This is a genomic window from Fructilactobacillus sp. X2R1C1 (genome assembly GCF_059901435.1).
On record NZ_JBWXUV010000002.1, the window covers coordinates 67,583 to 85,614 of the forward strand.

Below are 18,032 nucleotides of genomic sequence, written 5' to 3' on the forward strand. Positions count from 1 at the left end.
GCAGGCAACGAGACGAATTAACAACGAATTAACAAAAAGGAGAGATACCATGTATGATGATTCAAATCAAAATGAGACCATTACTTGCTCCTTTTGTGGAAAGTCACAGGACCAAGTAAAAAAAATTGTTGCTGGACCCGGTGTATATATTTGTAATGAATGTATCGATTTGTGTGAACAAATCATGAGTGATGAATTAAACAAGACCAATGTTGAAGACATCAATGTGCTTACCCCAAGTGAAATTGTTAAAAAACTTGATGAGTATGTGATTGGTCAAGATGAAGCCAAAAAAACGCTAGCGGTGGCTGTCTTTAATCATTATATGAGAATTAAGGCTTTGAATGATTCTGAAGATGATGATGAAAGTGAAGATGGTAACCAAGAACGACATGCTTATGATGATGCTCAGATTCAGAAAAGTAATATTGCGATGATTGGACCAACTGGATCGGGGAAGACTTATCTGGCCCAAACACTTGCTAAAATTTTAAACGTTCCCTTTGCAATTGCTGACGCTACGACGTTGACTGAAGCTGGATATGTTGGAGAAGATGTTGAAAATATTCTTTTGAAACTCTTACAGAACGCTGACTATGACGTTGATCGGGCTGAAAAGGGAATCATTTATATTGACGAGATTGATAAAATTGCTAAAAAAGCCGAAAATGTTTCAATCACAAGAGATGTATCTGGTGAAGGTGTCCAACAAGCTCTGTTAAAGATTTTAGAGGGAACTACCGCTAATGTTCCACCAAAGGGTGGTAGAAAGAACCCGAGCCAAGAGTTTATTAAGATTAATACGAAGAATATTCTGTTTATTGTTGGTGGGGCTTTTGATGGAATTCAAGATATTGTTAGACGACGCTTAGGTGATAAAACAATTGGTTTTGGGGTTGATAATCATGAGACCCAAGACGTTGCTGATGAAGATATTATGCAAAAAGTAATTCCTGAAGACCTGATGAATTTTGGATTAATTCCAGAGTTTATCGGTCGTCTTCCAATTTTGACCGCTTTGAATAAGTTAAGTGAAAATGATCTGGTCAAAATTCTGACTCAACCTAAAAATGCGTTAGTAAAACAATACCAAAAGCTTTTATCACTCGAGGGTGTCCAACTTAAATTTGAAGACGCTGCACTTAAGGCCATGGCAAAAAAAGCCATTGCTAGAAATACGGGTGCTCGTGGTCTTCGTTCTATGATTGAAAGTGTGATGAGAGATATTATGTATTCACTTCCAAGTCGTGATGACGTTAAAGAAGTGATTGTTACCCCAGATTCAGTAAATAGTGGTAAAGAACCAAAGATGGTCTTAAAAAGCGAAACAAAGTAATTAAACGGAGATAATAATGGACGTAAATGATGTTGAACTTGTAATGAGTGCAGTTGATCCCAAACAGTATCCCACTACTGGATATCCAGAAATTGGCTTTTTGGGTCGATCTAACGTTGGCAAGTCTTCACTAACGAATGTGTTGATTAACCGGAAGGATTACGCTCATACGTCTGGCCAACCGGGAAAAACTCAAACTTTGAATTTTTATCGCGTTAACGATGAACTCTATTTTGTTGACGTTCCAGGATATGGCTATGCGAAGGTTTCTAAAACAGAACGGGAAAAATGGGCTCAAATGATTGAGACTTATCTAACGCAACGTGAACAGCTCCGGGGAGTGATCAATTTAATTGATGGTAGACACGCCCCGAGTGAGTACGATATTCAGATGCGTGATTGGTTAGAGTATTATGGAATTCCCGTGCTTTATGTAGCGACTAAGGTTGATAAAATTCCTAAAAGTAAGATCAAGAAACAAGAACAGACGTTGCGAAAAGGGTTGGAGCTTGAAGCAGATGAACCGCTGATAATGTTCTCTGCTAAAACCAAGGTCGGAGCAGATCAAATTTGGAACTGGATTGAGCAACAAATTAAGTAATAAAAAATCAGCTGTGAGAACAGCTGATTTTGTGTTTATTTGGTTTTGTCTTGATCTAATATTTTATTCTTTTTTGATTCGCGCTGGTCTTCTTTGTTTTTATGATTCAAAAACTTGGTACGGTTAGGATCTTTCGGATTCTCTTTAGCGAATTTACTGAACATGGCATCAAGATCTTCATTTCTTCTAATTTTTAGTCCCATATCGATCGCTCCTTTAAACTCATCATAGCAAAAAAATCATTTCATGTCAGTTTGTTATACAAACTGTAACTAATTCATTATAATTGTAACAGTAGTATTTATCGGAAAGGAGGGAGTTTATGGCATCTGATTTAATTGAACGAAAATTAACGTTACTTCCGGATCAACCCGGTTGTTACATTATGAAAGATAAAGATGGCAAAATTATTTATATTGGTAAGGCAAAAAACCTAAAGAATCGAGTTCGCTCTTATTTCAAGAGTACTCAGTATGGGAGACGAGCCAAATTAGTGCGAAACATTGCTGATTTTGAGACAATCATTACTTCAAATGACAAAGAAGCATTTTTACTTGAAATCACTTTGATTCAGAAGCATCGGCCTTATTATAACGTTCGTTTAAAGCAAGGACACAGTGGGTATCCTTACATTAAAATTACTAATGAACGTGATCCCCGAATGTTGATTACTAATACCGTTAAAAATGATGGTGGATATTATTTTGGACCATATCCAAACGTCTATGCTGCAGATGAAACCTTGAATTTCTTACAAAAGATGTATCCACTCAGACGTTGTAATGGGTATCAAAAACGAGCTTGTTTGTACTACCACATGGGACAGTGCTTGGGGGCTTGCTTTAAGAAAGTACCTAAGTCAGAGTACGATGCTCAAATCAAGAAAATCAAGTCATTTTTAAACGGTAGTGTGGGACCTGCTAGACAACTACTGACTAAACGAATGAATACGGCATCAAATAACATGGAGTATGAGCGTGCAGCTGAATTGCGCGATCAACTGCATTACATTGATGCGACCGTTGAGAAACAAAAAATCATTTCACATGACAATACCCCACGAGATGTGTTTAATTTTTATGCTGATAAGGGATGGCTTTCTGTACAAGTTTTCTTTATTCGGCAGGCACGTTTAATGAAACGTGAGAAAAAATTGTTTCCGATTATCAGTACCGCCAATGAAGAGATGACTAGCTATATTGTTCAATTTTATAACGATTCTGATCGGATTCCACCCAAAGAAATTTTGGTACCTAACTCAATCGACCATGATGTTCTTTCGAAGATGATCGGAGTGCCAGTTAGAACCCCTCAACGTGGCCAGAAGAAAGCCCTTTTGGACATGGCAGAGCATAATGCGCGATTGGTTTTAAACGAACAGTTTAAGTTAATGGAAATGGATCGTAAAAAGACTACCGGAGCAATGGATGAATTGGGCGACGTTTTAGGAATTGGTCATCTCGGACGAGTCGAAGCTTTTGATCATTCTCATATTTCGGGTGCTGATTTGGTTTCTGCTATGGTAGTATTTGAAGATGGGAAACCGAATAAGAAGAAGTACCGAAAATATAAGTTAAGAACCGTTGATCATGCCGATGAAGCAGCCAGCACGCGCGAAGTGATTAGAAGGCGCTACACACGTTTATTAAAGGAACAGGCTGAAATGCCAGATTTGATCCTAATGGACGGAGGCGAGATTCAGATGAATGCCGTTACCGATGTTTTGGAAAATGAACTTAATCTGCACATTCCAGTAGCTGGAATGGTGAAAAATGAGAAACATAAGACGGCTGATTTGCTTTACGGAAGTAATGATCATCACGTTAATTTAAATCCGAAAAGTCAGGCCTTTTATCTAGTCCAAAGGGTTCAAGATGAAGTGCATCGCTTTGCAATTAACTATCATCATCAACTCCATAATAAGAATTCGATGACTTCTAGATTAGATAGTATTAAGGGAGTGGGACCCAAAACTAGAAATAAACTTTTGCGAAAATTTGGTTCCACCAAAAACATTGCGGATGCTAGTATCGAAGACATTCAAGCAGTCGGTATTTCAAAGAAAGTTGCTCAGACGGTAAAATTGACCTTTGAGAACGTTGCACCAGTGGCCAAGATGATGAAAAACTAATATGAAAATGGAGAAATTATGTTTGTAGATCAAGTAAAATTTAAAGTTAAGGCCGGTAAAGGTGGAGACGGAATGGTCGGATTTCGTCGGGAAAAATATGTACCAAATGGTGGACCTTCTGGTGGTGATGGTGGCCATGGTGGTAATGTTGTTTTCAAAGTTGATACTGGAATGTCAACTTTAATGGATTTTAAGTATAAAAAACAATTTAAAGCCAAAAACGGTGGGAATGGTGCTAACAAAAAGATGACGGGTGCAAGTGCACCGGATTTGGTAGTACATGTCCCCGATGGCACCACGATTTATAACTCAGAGACCGGCGAGCCAATTGCGGATTTGACTAAAGCAAACGATGAAGTTGTAGTTGTAAAGGGTGGTCGTGGAGGAAGAGGAAACGTTCACTTTGCCACCCCTAAAAATTCTGCGCCAGAAATTGCTGAAAATGGGGAACCAGGTCAAGAAATGGAGATCGAACTTCAGTTAAGGTTATTAGCTGATGTTGGTTTAGTCGGTTTTCCATCGGCTGGTAAATCCACGTTATTAAGTGCAATTACTTCGTCAAAACCAAAAGTAGCTCAATACCACTTTACGACCATTGTTCCTAATCTGGGGATTGTACGAAATCATGATGGAAGTGACTTTGTGATTGCTGATTTGCCTGGACTGATTGAGGGAGCTTCCAAGGGTGTGGGATTAGGTTTTGAATTTTTAAGACACATTCAAAGAACTCGAGTTATCCTTCATGTTGTTGATATGAGTGGAGTTGAGGGACGTGATCCGTATGATGACTATGAAAAAATCAATCATGAACTGGCTAATTTTGATAAAAGTCTTTTGAAACGTCCCCAAATCATCGTTGCTTCTAAAATGGATATGCCGGATTCGGCTGAAAATCTTAAGTTGTTTAAACGTGAATTAGGTGAACATAATGACCACGTTAATGGCAAAATTATTCCCATTTCTTCCATTACTCATTCAGGGCTTAATGATCTCATTCGAGAAACGAGTAGTGAACTTGATAAGGCACCAAAGTTTCCAATTGTGGGTGCTAACGAGCTTAATGATTCTAGGGAAGTCATTTACCGTCCCGATGAGGATGAAAAGCCGTTTACTTTGACAAAAGATGAAGATGGAACTTGGGTTCTGTCTGGACATCAGATTGAACGAGTAATTCAAATGGCCAATACTGAACATGAACAAGGTGTGTTAAGATTAGCTCGAAAATTACGTGGAATGGGTGTTGATCAAGCACTACGGGATGCCGGCGCTAAGAATGGCGATCTGGTATCAATTTCGGACTTTACCTTTTCATATGTTGAATAATATAAAAGACGATACTTGTGGTATCGTCTTTTATTATCCAAAAATAAGCTCATCATTTTTTAAACGATAACCGAATAGTTTTGGAGTTTCAATTGTTTTACAAAAAAGTGATAGATGATCATCAAGTTCTCTTGTCCGGGTATTAAATTGATTCAAGGTTAGTGACCGTTTGTTTTTGCTTGGTACTAATAAAATTTTATTTTGCGAAAATTCAATGTCAAAAACTGGTAAAATAACCTTATTAATTTCAACGTATATTTTATATGAATTATTTAAATCTTCGGATGAGACGTAAAATTCGTTTAATCTCAAAGTTATCACCTAGATTCAGCTTATTATTGCTAATGTGGTATGCTACAATTGTATAGTAATTCTTCACGAGTGTAAAAATTTGAGTGTCAAAAAGGAACGATAGGATATGCAATTAGAGTTTTTTGGAACTGGTGCGGGAGTTCCTGGTAAGTTTCGAAACGTTTCTAGTGTCGCTTTAAGATTGTTGGATGAGATTAATTCCGTGTGGTTGTTTGATGCGGGGGAAGGTACTCAACAACAAATCTTGCGATCAACGTTAAAACCGCGAAAAATTAATAAGATTTTTATTACCCACCTTCATGGTGATCATATCTATGGTCTTCCGGGATTATTATCAAGTCGTTCGTTTCAAGGCGGAGATGATCCGGTTACCATTTATGGCCCCTTTGGAATCAAAAATTACGTTCAGACTAGTTTGCAAGTGACGCAGACTAAGTTAGGGTATAAAATAAAATACGTAGAGCTGGACCAGCCTGGTAAGATTTTTGACGGTAAAAAGTTTACAGTTTATGCGGAAAAGCTTGATCATCAAGTTCAAAGTTGGGGTTTTCGAATTGTTGAACATGATCATCCGGGTGAACTGCTTGTTGATAAATTGCAGGAGGATAATATTCCGTCTGGTCCACTGTACGGAAAGCTTAAGGAAGGTAAGACGGTTAAACTTAGTGACGGAAGAGTCATTAATGGCAAGGACTACATTGGTAATTCCCAAAAGGGGAGAATTGTTACCATTTTAGGGGATACTAGAAAAGTTGCTACCATCAATAAGTTAGCGCAAAATGCTGACATTTTAGTTCATGAAAGTACGTTTGGGAAGGGCGAAGCAAAATTAGCTCACAATTACTATCATTCTACGAACATCCAGGCTGCTAATACTGCCAGGGATGCCAACGTAAAACGATTATTATTAACGCACATTTCTGCAAGGTATACTGCTAAAATGGCCCATGAGTTACAGAGGCAGGCTCAACAAGTTTTTCCAAATACCAAAGTAGTTAAAGATTTTGATTTTATTGATATTCCCTTTAATAAGGGAGAGGAGAATGTCCAATGAAGAAACAAGTTTCAATGATTTTAAGCATGGTCTTGATTGTGATTGTCGCTATTTTTGTTTTGTTAAATATGGGAAGTGCGGAGATTAACTTTGGTTTTACGACGGTTAAAATGCCGTTAATCTTAGTCTTATTATTGACATTACTAATTGGGGCTTTAATCATGTTTTTATTATCAATGATCAGTTCATTTAAAAATGGTTCCAAACGGAAAAAAGAAAATCGTGATTCACAGAAAACCATTGATGGATTAAAGGGACAAATTAATGATTTAAATAAACAAGTTGATTCTCTAAAGATGCAGTTAAAGAATTCAATTAGTAAACAAAAGGTTAATCAAGATAATCGAAACGTTGAAAATGTAATCAATAAACAGCAAGAGGACAACGAAAAATAGTGAAAAGAGGATCCATATTTGCTTTCTTCAAAGTATAATTGGAAGCTAAAACAAAATAATCTTAACCAAGATGCTGTTAATCAACTAGCTAATGATTTGGGACTTGAACCGTTAGTTGTTAGCTTACTGTTTGAACGTGGTTATGATAATGTCGATAAGATTCAACATTACTTAAACCCGGATACTAGTGACTTAAACGATCCCTTTTTAATGCATGATATGCAAAAAGCGGTTGAACGGATTGAATTGGCAGTTGAAAACGGTGAACAAATTACCGTTTATGGGGATTATGATGCTGACGGACTTACTAGTACCGCCATTTTATATGAAACGCTAGTCGAGATGGGAGCGGAAGTTCGTTATTATATTCCTAATCGGTTTAAAGATGGATACGGTCCAAATGTGAAGGCCTTTCAAAAAATTATTGATAGTGGAACTTCGTTAATTGTTACTGTTGATAATGGAGTTGCCGGCTTTGATGCAATTGAGGAAGCTAATAAATTGAGTTGTGATGTGATTATTACCGATCATCACGAATTACCAGAAAAGTTGCCAAACGCCTATGCAATCGTTCACGCTCAGTTGGGCGATCCTAAATATCCATTTCAGTATCTTTCTGGAGCTGGAGTATCTTTTAAGTTGGCGACGGCATTAATGGATGAAATTCCTCAAGATAAACTAGATTTAGCCGCAATCGGGACGGTTGCTGACTTAGTATCGTTAACTGGAGAGAATCGGGCACTCGTTCAGTTTGGATTAAATGTCATTCACTTGACGGTGCGACCTGGATTAAAAGCCCTTATTAAACGATCTGGAATTGATTTGGAAAAAGTTGATGAACAAGATATTGGGTTTAACATTGCTCCTAGATTAAATGCACTTGGACGGATGGGTGACGCCAATATGGGCGTTGATCTGCTTACTACGGTTGACGACGATCAAGCTAACGAACTAGCTAAGAAGACTGAGCAAAAAAATGATCAGAGGAAGTTACTGGTTAGTTCAATTACGGACGAGGCAATCGCTCAAGCTGATTCACCTGAGAATAAGAAGAGAGAAACCCTTTTAATTGTGGGAAAGGATTGGCATACTGGAGTTTTAGGTATTGCAGCTAGTCGAGTTAAAGATAAATTTCATAAGCCGACGGTTGTTGTCAGTGTTGATGACCAAAATAAGATCGCCAAGGGATCCGGAAGAAGTGTCAAAGGATTTGATCTTTTTAAAGCCTTAGATAGTGAACGTGATCTGATGGATGCATTTGGTGGACATGCGATGGCAGTTGGATTAACGGTTCCAGCTGATAATTTAAAAACACTAGCTGAGCGGTTTGAACGGTCAGCAGCAAAACAGCAGGTTGATTTATCACAAAAGCCAACTTTAAAAATTGATTTTAAAGTTACTCCAGATGAAATTGATCAAAAGTTATTTCAACAAATTCAAATTTTGAGTCCATTTGGGACTGATAATGAATGCCCCCGATTTGACGTTGATCCGATTGTTTTAACTAATGTTCAGGCAATTGGGAAAGCCCATGATCACCTTAAATTTCAAGCTGTTGGCAATCATTCACGGATTTCTGCAATTGACTTTGGGATGGGTGATGTTGCTACTGAAGTTTCTAAATTGTCAGCTAATATTAACGTAGCAGCGACCTTGAATGAAAATGAGTGGAAGGGTCGTACTAATCTTCAGTTGATGGTTGATGATCTTAAAGTTGACGGAACCGTTGTTATTGACAAACGGACCCCTACCTTAACTAAGTCAATGTTTGTAAATGCGGGAACGTATATTTTCTTTCATCGTAACTTGTATCAACAATTAAAATCATATGTTGGTAAGAATTCTAAAGCTATGCTTGCTTCGGATGTTAAAAAAGATATTACGAATGGGGTAGTTTATCTTGTTGATTGTCCTGAAACACTTGGTGAATTAAAGGGCGTTGTTAATCATTTCCAAAATCCTGAAATTATATTGTATTTATATAAAAAGAATCATATTTTAAATTTAGGGATGCCAGAACGTTCACAGTATGCTAAACTATTTAAGTTCGTTGAAACTAATAAAAATGTGCAAATTTCAAAGAATGTTGGTGAGGTTGCAAACCATTTGCAGGTTCCAACCAATATTCTGGTTTTCATGTTGCAGGTATTTAATGAACTGGGATTTATCACCATTCGGGATGGAATTTTGAATGGTATCAGTAATCCAAACAAGCAAAGCTTGTCTACTTCCCCAACTTACCAATTGCGAGAAGAGCAATTAAAGGTGGAAGATGCTCTTTTTAACGTTTCCCCAAGTGATTTGGTGAAAATAATTAATAAGATTGGGAACTGATAATAAGAAAGGAAGTATTTTTTATGGTCCTTAATTTAAAGGATTATGTAGCAAGTTATCCTAATTTTCCAGAGCCAGGTGTAACTTTTCGAGATATTTCTCCATTGCTAGAAAGTGGCGAAGCATATCGTCAAGCTACTGACGAAATTGTCAACTATGCTAAGGGCAAGAACATTGATATGATTGTTGGTCCCGAAGCGCGTGGCTTTATTGTGGGATGTCCCGTTGCCTATGAACTTGGAATTGGATTTGCTCCTGCAAGAAAAAAAGGGAAGTTACCTGGCAAGACTGTCAAAGCTACATATGGCTTGGAATACGGTCAGTCATCACTTTATTTGCATGATGATGCGATTAAACCAGGTCAGAGAGTTCTTGTGACTGACGATTTGCTAGCTACAGGTGGTACCATTGAAGCTACCATTGAGTTGGTCAAGGATCTCGGTGGAGTAGTAGTTGGAACGGCTTTTATTGTCGAATTAATGGACTTAAAGGGTCGCGATAAGATTAAAGACTATGATATTCTCAGTCTGATTAAATATGATTAAGCTTTAAATTGAACACACTTCTCAAGTTGATTGTCGTTTCTTTTACGATTATACTTAAGTGGTGTTAATTATGGCGAGTTGGCAGAGTGGTAATGCACCGGACTCGAAATCCGGCGAACCGGTTTATAGCCGGCGCGCAGGTTCAAATCCTGTACTCGCCTTTTAGGGGCAATTTGGATAGTTTCCTATAGTTATCAAACGTTTTTATATCAACAAAAGAAGCAGCTGTGGATAGTTAGAAAACTATAGAGAAATAAAAATCCGTTAACAATCTGTTAACAAAAAATGTTAACCGGTTAAAAGCGGAGGTATACCAATTTTTAGTAGTGTGCCATACTAAATTTATATTTAAGCCGGGTGTGATGTCTCCTGCTAAATATTTATGGTCGATATATAGAAAGAGCTATCAGATTAAATTCTGGTAGCTCTTTTTTTATTGATAATTTTATTTAGTGATGTTTCGATTTGATCATTAGTTTGTTGACGATATTCATCAATCATGTATGAATATACTCGGGTTGTGGTTGATATATCTGAGTGACCAAGTCGTTTACTGATGACGTAGTTATCAATTCCATTAGCAAGCAAATAAGCTACGTGAGTGTGTCTGAGAGAGTAGAAATTTATACCTAACTCGTTTAAAAATTTCCTCAATGTTTTGTTGACGGCTGAGGAAGTCGTATAGTCTTATATTGATTCGTAAAAACATGGTTGTTGCCATTTTCCTTTAACTCTTTTAAAACTTCAAGAATATCAGCATTTATTCGAATAATTCTATTGGAGCTTTCGTTTTTAGTAGGTTATTCACTTTCTAATACGGAATTCCAAGACTTATTAATATTGATAGTTCGAAAGTTAAAATTAACATCTTTCCAAATCCGTGCTTGAATTTCTCCCAGTCGCATCCCAGAGAAAATTGCTAACAGAATCATATATTTAGAAGTAAAGTTTTTGTTCTTAGTCTCTAACAGATAATTAGTCAATCTTTCCATTTCGTCGACATTTAAATATTCAATCCTTCTGGTCTTACTTCGGTCGTACACCATTGTGGTTCGCTGGACGAAATCTTTTTCAAAGTCACCATCGTAGATACCATCTTTAACACAAGAGTGAACCATTGTATTTAATTTACTAACGGTTTCTTTAGCGTGGTCTTTACCATAATCATTTAATAGTTTTTGATAAATATTACGGTCGATAGCATCGACCTGAACATTAGGGATGTATCGCTTTAAAATACCGTATGTTCTTAAATAAGTCTTTTTAGTTCTTTCAGTTACTGATGTTTCTTTATAAGTTTGAAACCAATTCCAAAAGTATTCATAAAATAAGTTAGGTTTACTGTTTTGTAGAGAGAAATCATTTTTACTCAATTCCATTTTAGAAGCATATAGTTGTGCTTCTTGTTTAATTGAAAAACCAGATTTAGATTTTGCATGCCATTTTTTATCTGGACCTTTATATCTAAACTGGGCTTGCCAGACTTTGCCACGCTTTTGAAAATTAGCCATGTTATGTACCTCCATTAAAGCCCTAAAGTCAGAATTGAACTGACTTCATGCTACCAAGTAGGGTAATATTACTGCTTTTGACCAGTAAATTTATATTTATTTGTTAGGGATGTTTTAGCAATCTGATTACCAGAACCATCTTGAATACTAATTGAACTAGTTACCTTTGAACTGTATGAATCTTGAATGTTGTATTGCTGCATAATTCGTTCAATTGCATCATAAGCAGAATGTGAGACATTTTCTAATTGTTGACTATTAAAGTTAGCTGTTGCATCACTTAAGGTTACAACCGTTTCTCCAGCTGAATCAACTTTAGCGTTAGTGATATCTCCGTTAGTTTGACTAGGTAGATCAGCTAATGCTTGTTTGTAGCCATTGATATTTTTATCACTATTATTTGGTTTGCTTTTAACTTCTTTATCAATTTGCTTATCTTCTTTGACTGCTTTTTTATTGGCCATTTTTGTTTCGTGTTCTTTAGCAGCCTGTTGTTGATCGTAAGCACTAATTTGTCCCATTGAAATCAAAGCAAACACAGCAAAAACAACACTTAAAGTTATCCACATCTTTTTTGATTTTGAGGCAAATATTTCTAATACCGATACAATTAAAGCAATTATTAGAAGAATAAGTAAAACAATTTCGAGTGATTTTTCAACTGATAATAAAAAGATTAAAAGCATCGTTGCAACTAATCCAAATACTAACGAAGCATAAAACATACCTTTGTTGTCTTTATTTGCTTCATCAAGAGATTGCTTGATTCCTCCGATAGTGAGACCAACTAAAAAAATAAATAAAATCCAACCTATTACAAAATACATAAGTCCTCCACAAACAGCTTTTTACGTCGATCAGAAATTGGACGTAAGTTGTTTACATTTATATCAGTAAGGTGTTTTTAAAACTTTTTACTGCGTATATGATTACAAGAATAATTAAACAGACCAATATCCATCATTCATATCTCCTTTATTACTATTATTAAAATTAAAGACCTAGTAGTTGTTTTTTCTTTTGGTCGAACTCTTCTTGAGTAATAATTCCATCATCTAAAAGGGATTTGAATTTTCGTAATTCATCTGCGTTAGAAATAGACTGAACAACATTACCAGTTGGAGTTTTAGAATTATTAATTTCTTCGTTAATCTTTTTAGCCATAATCTCTACGTTGTTATTGTAGATATTTTTTATTCCAACTTCTGTTACTCCATTCATTAAAACAATTCTTCCAAGTGCCATTCCTTTATGCTTGGACACACCATTTATTTGTGAGATAGGAATATCTGAAGTCTGACTTCCAATAAGCAAATTCTTATTTATAAAAATAATACGTTGATCAGTTAGAACCATCAGTACCGTTTGAGAATCTTTTTCAGTAAAACCAGAAGTAGCATATTTAATGGTTTCATCATCATTTAAAATTTCGGGTAACATTTTGAGTTCACGTTTAGTACCAAACGTATCAGTTAATCCAGCTTCATCTAATTGTTGCTTAATTTGTTCGAATCTTTCTGAATTTTGCGATGATCCATTTGGTTGTTTACTTTCTTTTTCTTCGCGTTTCTTTTGTTTGTAGTCATCTTTTAATTTCAGTGGGTCTATTGTAGTTCCGTTTGCGATGGCATCTTTTACCATATCCACAGTTACAAAGTTTTGAGCGGCCATGCTCGTTACAATTCCAACTTTTTTAGCATTTATTCCTATTTTTTTACAACATTTATCACAAATATCGCCGTCTTTAACCAGCATATTAAATTGCAATAAAGTGATTTTGTTATTACATATTGGGCAAGTACGCATAGTATTATCCTCCAAAAATTAACAGCTTTTTAAGTCAATCAGGAATTGGACATATTAAGTTTGTTTAAAATAGTCTAATTATTTCTTAAGACGTTTTTGTAAAACAAAAGCCACGTTTCTTGTGGCTCTTTAAAAGAATTTATAAATTGATAGTATTGTTCCAATAATTCCTATAATTGTTCCAACTACTCCTATAAAAGTAGTAATTAACCATGTTTTTTGTTCAGCAAACTTAGTATTTACTTTTTCAAATTTAATATCAATGTCTTTTCCAAGTAAATCAATTTTACTACTGAGTTTATCAACGGCACTATTTAATTCATCATGTGTTACATAATTTTTCATATTTCCGTTACCTCCATTATCATTTGGCTTTGAATTAATTATATCATTGTTCGTTTTTTCTCCTTCAAAAGGCCGATAGATAATATTATTTTTACTTTCAGCCATTACGAATTCTCCCTTTTAAGAAATAAAGTCAATTTACTTTTTTTCTCATTTTCATCTAATTGGATTTCAAAATTAATATATGGTGTATTTTGAACATCTTTTAGAGTCGCCGAGAATGCTATTCCAAACATTGCAATATAGTTGTTTGACATCTGCTTTGCTTTAATATCTTTTAGATCAAATTAAAAAATGTCGGGCTCATGATTATCCATTATGCTTTTATCATTTTTATTTTTTGCATCGATTTTAAGGTTATGTTTTCCTTGTTCTAATCCAATAAGCTGGATATTGATAGTTACATAAATGCCATTGTTATTATATCTTTTTATCATAATTGGAAGAGGATCGTCTTTTTTTGTTATATACACAGTATTTATATACTCATTCATAAATTGAAACTCCTTATTTTATTACTACAGTTAGAATTGATTGGACGTAGTTTACTTTTTTACGTAATCTACTAATGCCTTCTCTCCTTTAATATTTAATATGTGTTACAAAACAAAAGGGCTATCAAAATCACAAGTTTTGATAGCCCTTTTGTTGTATTGAGCTCTTATAATTCGGATTGCATCCGGATTGCTTTTCCAATGATTTTACCTGGATTATCTTTATTCAAGATAATCGGTGGGTATTCCTTGTTATCAGGAACTAAGACGGTTTGGTCTTTTTGAGTACTAATTCTTTTAAGGGTAGCTTCCTCGTTATCGTTTAATAGGACAGCAGCAATTTCACCATTTTCCACCTCTGGTTGATAATGAATCAAAACGTACGATCCGTTTTGAATGGTAGGAGCCATTGAATCTCCGTCACATTTTAGCCAGAAATTCTCACCACTTGGCAGTCCTTCTTTTAAGGTTGGAAAGTACGCGGTAACGTTTTGTTCAGCAAAGATTGGTTTTCCGCAAGCAATGCTGCCAATAAGAGGAAGATCAATTGCCTCATTAGTTTTTGATTTAGCGCTTGTACTATCATTGTGATAGTTAAGTTGATCAGTATTTCCTAATAGGTAATCGATCGACACTCCAAGTACTTTGGCGACTTTTCCAAGGCTTTTTGTACTAGGAGTTTTTTTGTTCCAAGTATAAATATTGTTAATCCCAATCCCAGCCTTCTGTGCCACTAACTGAAGTGACCATCCACGCATTCTTGAAAGTCTCTTAATTCGTTCAATTGTTGTCAAAATTGTTTCTCCTTTTCTGAAATTGGTGGTTAAAAAAGTTATTTCAAATAATAGAGAAAATCATTGACATTTTATTTTATATGATTGATAATTAATTTAGTTAAGTAATTGATCAGTCAGTCCAGAATAATATCAATGGTTAAAAGTATTTAAACTAGTTCCCACGAAGAAAATAGTTTAAGTACAGTCCATTATTTTCATCATATTTACATTTTATTCCAAAGGATAGACATAGTCAATAACTTAATTAATAAATTGTGAAAGGAGGGATCAATGATGGCTAACGTTGAATTGGAACGTAATGCTCAAAGAGTATTTAAAAAGATCAAAGTAGCTTTAATTAACAAGGACTTGACTCAAGTTGATATGTCAAAAATTGTTGATGTCTCACCAGTTGAATTAAATCGGGCAATTCATGGTGAGATGAGTCCTAAATCTCAAAGAATTAGGAAGCAAATTTTTAAGTACCTAGATATCAAAGTTTCGTAATCTTCATTTGTTATCCGTGTGATAAAAGAGCAATGAGATAAACTAAATGTATTAATACTACTTGTTTTCACGTTTGTAATTAGTATTAGTATGTGTAGTGATAATAAGGCCTAGATCAGTTGCAGTAGTTGATCTAGGCCTTTGTCGTCTAATAATTAGTTTGTTTAGTTTCATCAACTGACAATTGTTTTACTAATTGGTCAATCTGATTGCGGACGATTCTAAAAGTTTCGATTACTTCCGGTTTGGATCCCTTCGCTTGTGCTGGATCCTTAAGTGGCCAGTGAATTTTCGTAACCGATTCTGGAGTAACCGGACACTTGTCCTTAGCATCTCCGCAAAGCGTAACGACTAAATCACACTTAACTAAATAATTTTTGTCAATTAACTTTGATGTATTGTGAGAAATATCAATTCTGCGTTCTTTCATTACCTTAACCGCAATTTGATTTACACCATGCTTTTTTAATCCTGCACTTTTTATTTGCCAGTTTCGTGGGAAATATTTTTTGGCAAATCCTTCCGCCATTTGACTTCGACACGAGTTTCCCGTACACAAAAAATAGATTTTTTTCATTTTGATTCATCCCTTAGTAATTTATAAGTCATGATACCAAAAGATGATGACTATGGATACAATTAATAATTTATCTTATAGGTTATCAATTGCTTAACTTATGGGTAGTTCAATCAAATTGTGTGCAAATAATTTATTAAATATTGAACATTTTGTAGTCTCATTATGTAATTGCGTGGTACTATAAAAATGTTCATAGAGAACGACAATTTAAAAATTGAAGGAGGAAGCAGATATGAAAGTAGCTGTAATTGGATCATCTCATGGTGGATTCGAAGCTGTCAGAGGAGTTTTAAAAGATTTCCCTGATGCTGACATCGAATGGTACGAAAAGGGAGACTTTGTATCTTTTCTATCTTGTGGAATTGAATTATATCTTCAAAACGTCGTAAAAGATGTTAACTCTGTAAGTTATGCAACTCCAGAAGGCATGGAAAAATTAGGTGTAAATGTTCACATTAATACTGAAATCACTGATATTGATCCTGAAGCTCACACATTAACCGCTTTAAACGTTAACGATGGCAAAGAGAGCACTGAAAAATATGATAAATTAATTTTAAGTGTTGGTGCTAATCCATTCCAACTTCCAGTTCCAGGGAAGGAATTAGGTAATATCTACGCAATGCGTGGACGTGATTGGGCCATTAAATTGAAGGAAGCTGAAGTTACTCCAGGTATCAACAACGTCACGGTCGTTGGTTGTGGATACATTGGAATTGAAGCAGCTGAGTCATTCGCTAAGGCTGGCAAGCACGTTACCTTAGTTGATACTGGTAAAACCATTCTTCCTACTTACTTGGATCCAGAGTTTACTAAGATTCTTGAAGCTGAGCTTAAAAAGAACGGCGTAAAATTGTCATTGAACCAAAGTGTTAAGGAATACGTTGGTGACGATGATGAAAACGTTTCTTCAGTTATTTCAACTAATGGTGACCAATGGGATGCTGATCTAGTGATTGAAACTGCCGGAATTCGTCCTGCTACCGATTGGCTTAAAGGTAAAGTTGATCTCGACGAAAAGGGCATGATCAAGACCGATGAATATCAAAGAACCAATCAACCTGATATTTTTGCCGTTGGTGATTCTACCGAGGTTACCTTTGCACCTACTGGCAAGAAGCAAATCATTGCTTTAGCTTCTAACGCTAGACGTCAAGGTCGCTCAGCTGCCATGAACTTGAACGATGAGAAGCGTAAGACTACCGAAGTTTCTGGCTCATCAGCACTTCATGTTTTTGACTACAAGTTTGCTTCAACTGGATTTAAGGACGTTACTGCTGAAAAAGCTGGCGTTGACGTTGAATCTGTCTTTGTTGTTGACACTGCAGTTCCTCCGTTTGTTCATGATGACAAGTTGAATGCAGAAGTATACTTCAAGTTAACTTTTGATCCAAAGACTCGTGAAGTTGAAGGTGCTCAAATCATGTCAAAACGGGATGTAACTGCTAATATCAATACCATTTCATTAGCAATTCAACAACACATGACCGTTGATGACTTGGCATATGCTGACTTCTTCTTCCAACCAGGTTTTGACCGTCCATGGAATATCATGAACGTCGCAGCTCAAAAAGCACAAGATAAGTTAGATCACAAATAAAACCAAAGGGTCCGTTGACTTAATCAACAGACCCTTTTTATTACATACTTTTTGCTACTAGAATATCACCATTTGACAATTTGAACGTTTTATCAAAACCATTTAGATAAATGGTAGTACCTCGTTCTGGAAAATCTTCACTGGTCTTAGGAAGAAATTCAATTTCAAGTGAATGGCCATCTGGAGCCAGATTATCTAAGGTAGTTAATTTCATGACGTACTGATTGTCATCGTTAACTTTAATGGTTTTAGTATCTGAATTTCCAGGTGCTGGAAATGTTAAAGTAATCCGTTTCATATCATCCCTTCTTTCGTAGTTATTATACTACCAATTAATTTTTGGTATTGGTACGAATCTAGTAGTAAGAGAAGTGCTAACATA

The 18,032-nt window shown here is 35.7% G+C and carries 21 protein-coding genes and 1 tRNA gene; 11 read left to right on the plus strand and 11 right to left on the minus strand.

Annotated elements, in window-relative coordinates; translation table 11 throughout:
- The first annotated feature begins 49 nt into the window (after nucleotides 1-49).
- Together clpX and yihA are read left to right on the plus strand one after the other, a co-directional pair.
- Nucleotides 50-1,336: an ATP-dependent Clp protease ATP-binding subunit ClpX gene (clpX, locus tag AC6UDG_RS03280; RefSeq protein WP_500699412.1), complete on the plus strand. Its 1,287-nt coding sequence runs from the start codon at nucleotides 50-52 to the stop codon at nucleotides 1,334-1,336.
- A gap of 16 nt (nucleotides 1,337-1,352) precedes the next feature.
- Nucleotides 1,353-1,937: a ribosome biogenesis GTP-binding protein YihA/YsxC gene (yihA, locus tag AC6UDG_RS03285; RefSeq protein WP_500693888.1), complete on the plus strand. Its 585-nt coding sequence runs from the start codon at nucleotides 1,353-1,355 to the stop codon at nucleotides 1,935-1,937.
- A 35-nt stretch (nucleotides 1,938-1,972) separates the two neighbouring features.
- Here yihA and AC6UDG_RS03290 read toward each other — a convergent pair whose 3' ends face one another.
- Nucleotides 1,973-2,140: an SPJ_0845 family protein gene (locus AC6UDG_RS03290; protein WP_500695557.1), complete on the minus strand. Its 168-nt coding sequence runs from the start codon at nucleotides 2,138-2,140 to the stop codon at nucleotides 1,973-1,975.
- Nucleotides 2,141-2,259: 119 nt separating this feature from the next.
- On the opposite strand from AC6UDG_RS03290, the gene uvrC reads away from it, so the two are divergent.
- Nucleotides 2,260-4,068: an excinuclease ABC subunit UvrC gene (gene uvrC / locus AC6UDG_RS03295; protein WP_500706391.1), complete on the plus strand. Its 1,809-nt coding sequence runs from the start codon at nucleotides 2,260-2,262 to the stop codon at nucleotides 4,066-4,068.
- An 18-nt stretch (nucleotides 4,069-4,086) separates the two neighbouring features.
- Entirely contained in the window at nucleotides 4,087-5,391 is a 1,305-nt protein-coding gene (obgE, locus tag AC6UDG_RS03300) for a GTPase ObgE (protein ID WP_500706392.1), read from the plus strand.
- A gap of 33 nt (nucleotides 5,392-5,424) precedes the next feature.
- Here obgE and AC6UDG_RS03305 read toward each other — a convergent pair whose 3' ends face one another.
- On the minus strand, nucleotides 5,425-5,703 hold the full coding sequence (locus AC6UDG_RS03305; RefSeq protein WP_500693884.1) for a hypothetical protein: 279 nt from the start codon (nucleotides 5,701-5,703) through the stop codon (nucleotides 5,425-5,427).
- A 106-nt stretch (nucleotides 5,704-5,809) separates the two neighbouring features.
- On the opposite strand from AC6UDG_RS03305, the gene rnz reads away from it, so the two are divergent.
- The 5 genes from rnz (at nucleotide 5,810) to AC6UDG_RS03330 (ending at nucleotide 10,192) form a co-directional block, all read left to right on the plus strand.
- Nucleotides 5,810-6,757, plus strand: a complete 948-nt coding sequence (rnz, locus tag AC6UDG_RS03310) for a ribonuclease Z (RefSeq protein ID WP_500706393.1) — start codon at nucleotides 5,810-5,812, stop codon at nucleotides 6,755-6,757.
- Nucleotides 6,754-7,152 (plus strand): LapA family protein, encoded by a 399-nt coding sequence (locus tag AC6UDG_RS03315; RefSeq protein ID WP_500706394.1) that lies wholly within the window; start codon nucleotides 6,754-6,756, stop codon nucleotides 7,150-7,152. The genes rnz and AC6UDG_RS03315 overlap by 4 nt, the downstream gene beginning before the upstream one ends.
- Nucleotides 7,153-7,170: 18 nt before the next feature.
- Nucleotides 7,171-9,486, plus strand: coding sequence for a single-stranded-DNA-specific exonuclease RecJ (gene recJ / locus AC6UDG_RS03320; RefSeq protein WP_500706395.1), 2,316 nt, complete (start codon nucleotides 7,171-7,173; stop codon nucleotides 9,484-9,486).
- A 23-nt stretch (nucleotides 9,487-9,509) separates the two neighbouring features.
- Nucleotides 9,510-10,031, plus strand: a complete 522-nt coding sequence (locus AC6UDG_RS03325; RefSeq protein WP_500695562.1) for an adenine phosphoribosyltransferase — start codon at nucleotides 9,510-9,512, stop codon at nucleotides 10,029-10,031.
- 72 nt (nucleotides 10,032-10,103) lie between these two features.
- Nucleotides 10,104-10,192 (plus strand) — tRNA-Ser (locus AC6UDG_RS03330).
- A 250-nt stretch (nucleotides 10,193-10,442) separates the two neighbouring features.
- Here the strand turns inward: AC6UDG_RS03330 and AC6UDG_RS03335 are convergent.
- The 7 genes from AC6UDG_RS03335 to AC6UDG_RS03365 all read right to left on the minus strand — a co-directional run bounded on the left by AC6UDG_RS03335 (nucleotide 10,443) and on the right by AC6UDG_RS03365 (nucleotide 14,981).
- Nucleotides 10,443-10,685: a tyrosine-type recombinase/integrase gene (locus AC6UDG_RS03335; protein WP_500706396.1), complete on the minus strand. Its 243-nt coding sequence runs from the start codon at nucleotides 10,683-10,685 to the stop codon at nucleotides 10,443-10,445.
- A gap of 146 nt (nucleotides 10,686-10,831) precedes the next feature.
- Complete coding sequence (locus AC6UDG_RS03340; protein ID WP_500693878.1) at nucleotides 10,832-11,542, minus strand: Arm DNA-binding domain-containing protein; 711 nt, start codon at nucleotides 11,540-11,542, stop codon at nucleotides 10,832-10,834.
- Between the two features lie 68 nt (nucleotides 11,543-11,610).
- Nucleotides 11,611-12,369 (minus strand): hypothetical protein, encoded by a 759-nt coding sequence (locus AC6UDG_RS03345; RefSeq protein ID WP_500693877.1) that lies wholly within the window; start codon nucleotides 12,367-12,369, stop codon nucleotides 11,611-11,613.
- A 166-nt stretch (nucleotides 12,370-12,535) separates the two neighbouring features.
- Entirely contained in the window at nucleotides 12,536-13,348 is an 813-nt protein-coding gene (locus tag AC6UDG_RS03350) for a PH domain-containing protein (protein WP_500706397.1), read from the minus strand.
- Nucleotides 13,349-13,477: 129 nt separating this feature from the next.
- Nucleotides 13,478-13,798: a hypothetical protein gene (locus AC6UDG_RS03355; RefSeq protein WP_500701145.1), complete on the minus strand. Its 321-nt coding sequence runs from the start codon at nucleotides 13,796-13,798 to the stop codon at nucleotides 13,478-13,480.
- A 182-nt stretch (nucleotides 13,799-13,980) separates the two neighbouring features.
- Entirely contained in the window at nucleotides 13,981-14,187 is a 207-nt protein-coding gene (locus tag AC6UDG_RS03360) for a hypothetical protein (RefSeq protein ID WP_500693874.1), read from the minus strand.
- A 167-nt stretch (nucleotides 14,188-14,354) separates the two neighbouring features.
- Nucleotides 14,355-14,981, minus strand: coding sequence for a helix-turn-helix domain-containing protein (locus AC6UDG_RS03365; RefSeq protein ID WP_500693873.1), 627 nt, complete (start codon nucleotides 14,979-14,981; stop codon nucleotides 14,355-14,357).
- Between the two features lie 276 nt (nucleotides 14,982-15,257).
- Here AC6UDG_RS03365 and AC6UDG_RS03370 point away from each other — a divergent pair, with 276 nt between their 5' ends.
- Nucleotides 15,258-15,470: a helix-turn-helix domain-containing protein gene (locus AC6UDG_RS03370; protein ID WP_500693872.1), complete on the plus strand. Its 213-nt coding sequence runs from the start codon at nucleotides 15,258-15,260 to the stop codon at nucleotides 15,468-15,470.
- 148 nt (nucleotides 15,471-15,618) lie between these two features.
- Here the strand turns inward: AC6UDG_RS03370 and arsC are convergent, their stop codons facing one another.
- Entirely contained in the window at nucleotides 15,619-16,047 is a 429-nt protein-coding gene (gene arsC / locus AC6UDG_RS03375) for an arsenate reductase (thioredoxin) (RefSeq protein WP_500706398.1), read from the minus strand.
- 235 nt (nucleotides 16,048-16,282) lie between these two features.
- On the opposite strand from arsC, the gene AC6UDG_RS03380 reads away from it, so the two are divergent.
- Nucleotides 16,283-17,650 carry an FAD-dependent oxidoreductase gene (locus AC6UDG_RS03380; protein WP_500693871.1) on the plus strand — a complete coding sequence of 456 codons (1,368 nt, stop codon included), beginning with the start codon at nucleotides 16,283-16,285 and terminating at the stop codon, nucleotides 17,648-17,650.
- Between the two features lie 40 nt (nucleotides 17,651-17,690).
- Here the strand turns inward: AC6UDG_RS03380 and AC6UDG_RS03385 are convergent, their stop codons facing one another.
- Nucleotides 17,691-17,948: a hypothetical protein gene (locus AC6UDG_RS03385; protein WP_500693870.1), complete on the minus strand. Its 258-nt coding sequence runs from the start codon at nucleotides 17,946-17,948 to the stop codon at nucleotides 17,691-17,693.
- Between the last annotated feature and the right edge of the window lie 84 nt (nucleotides 17,949-18,032).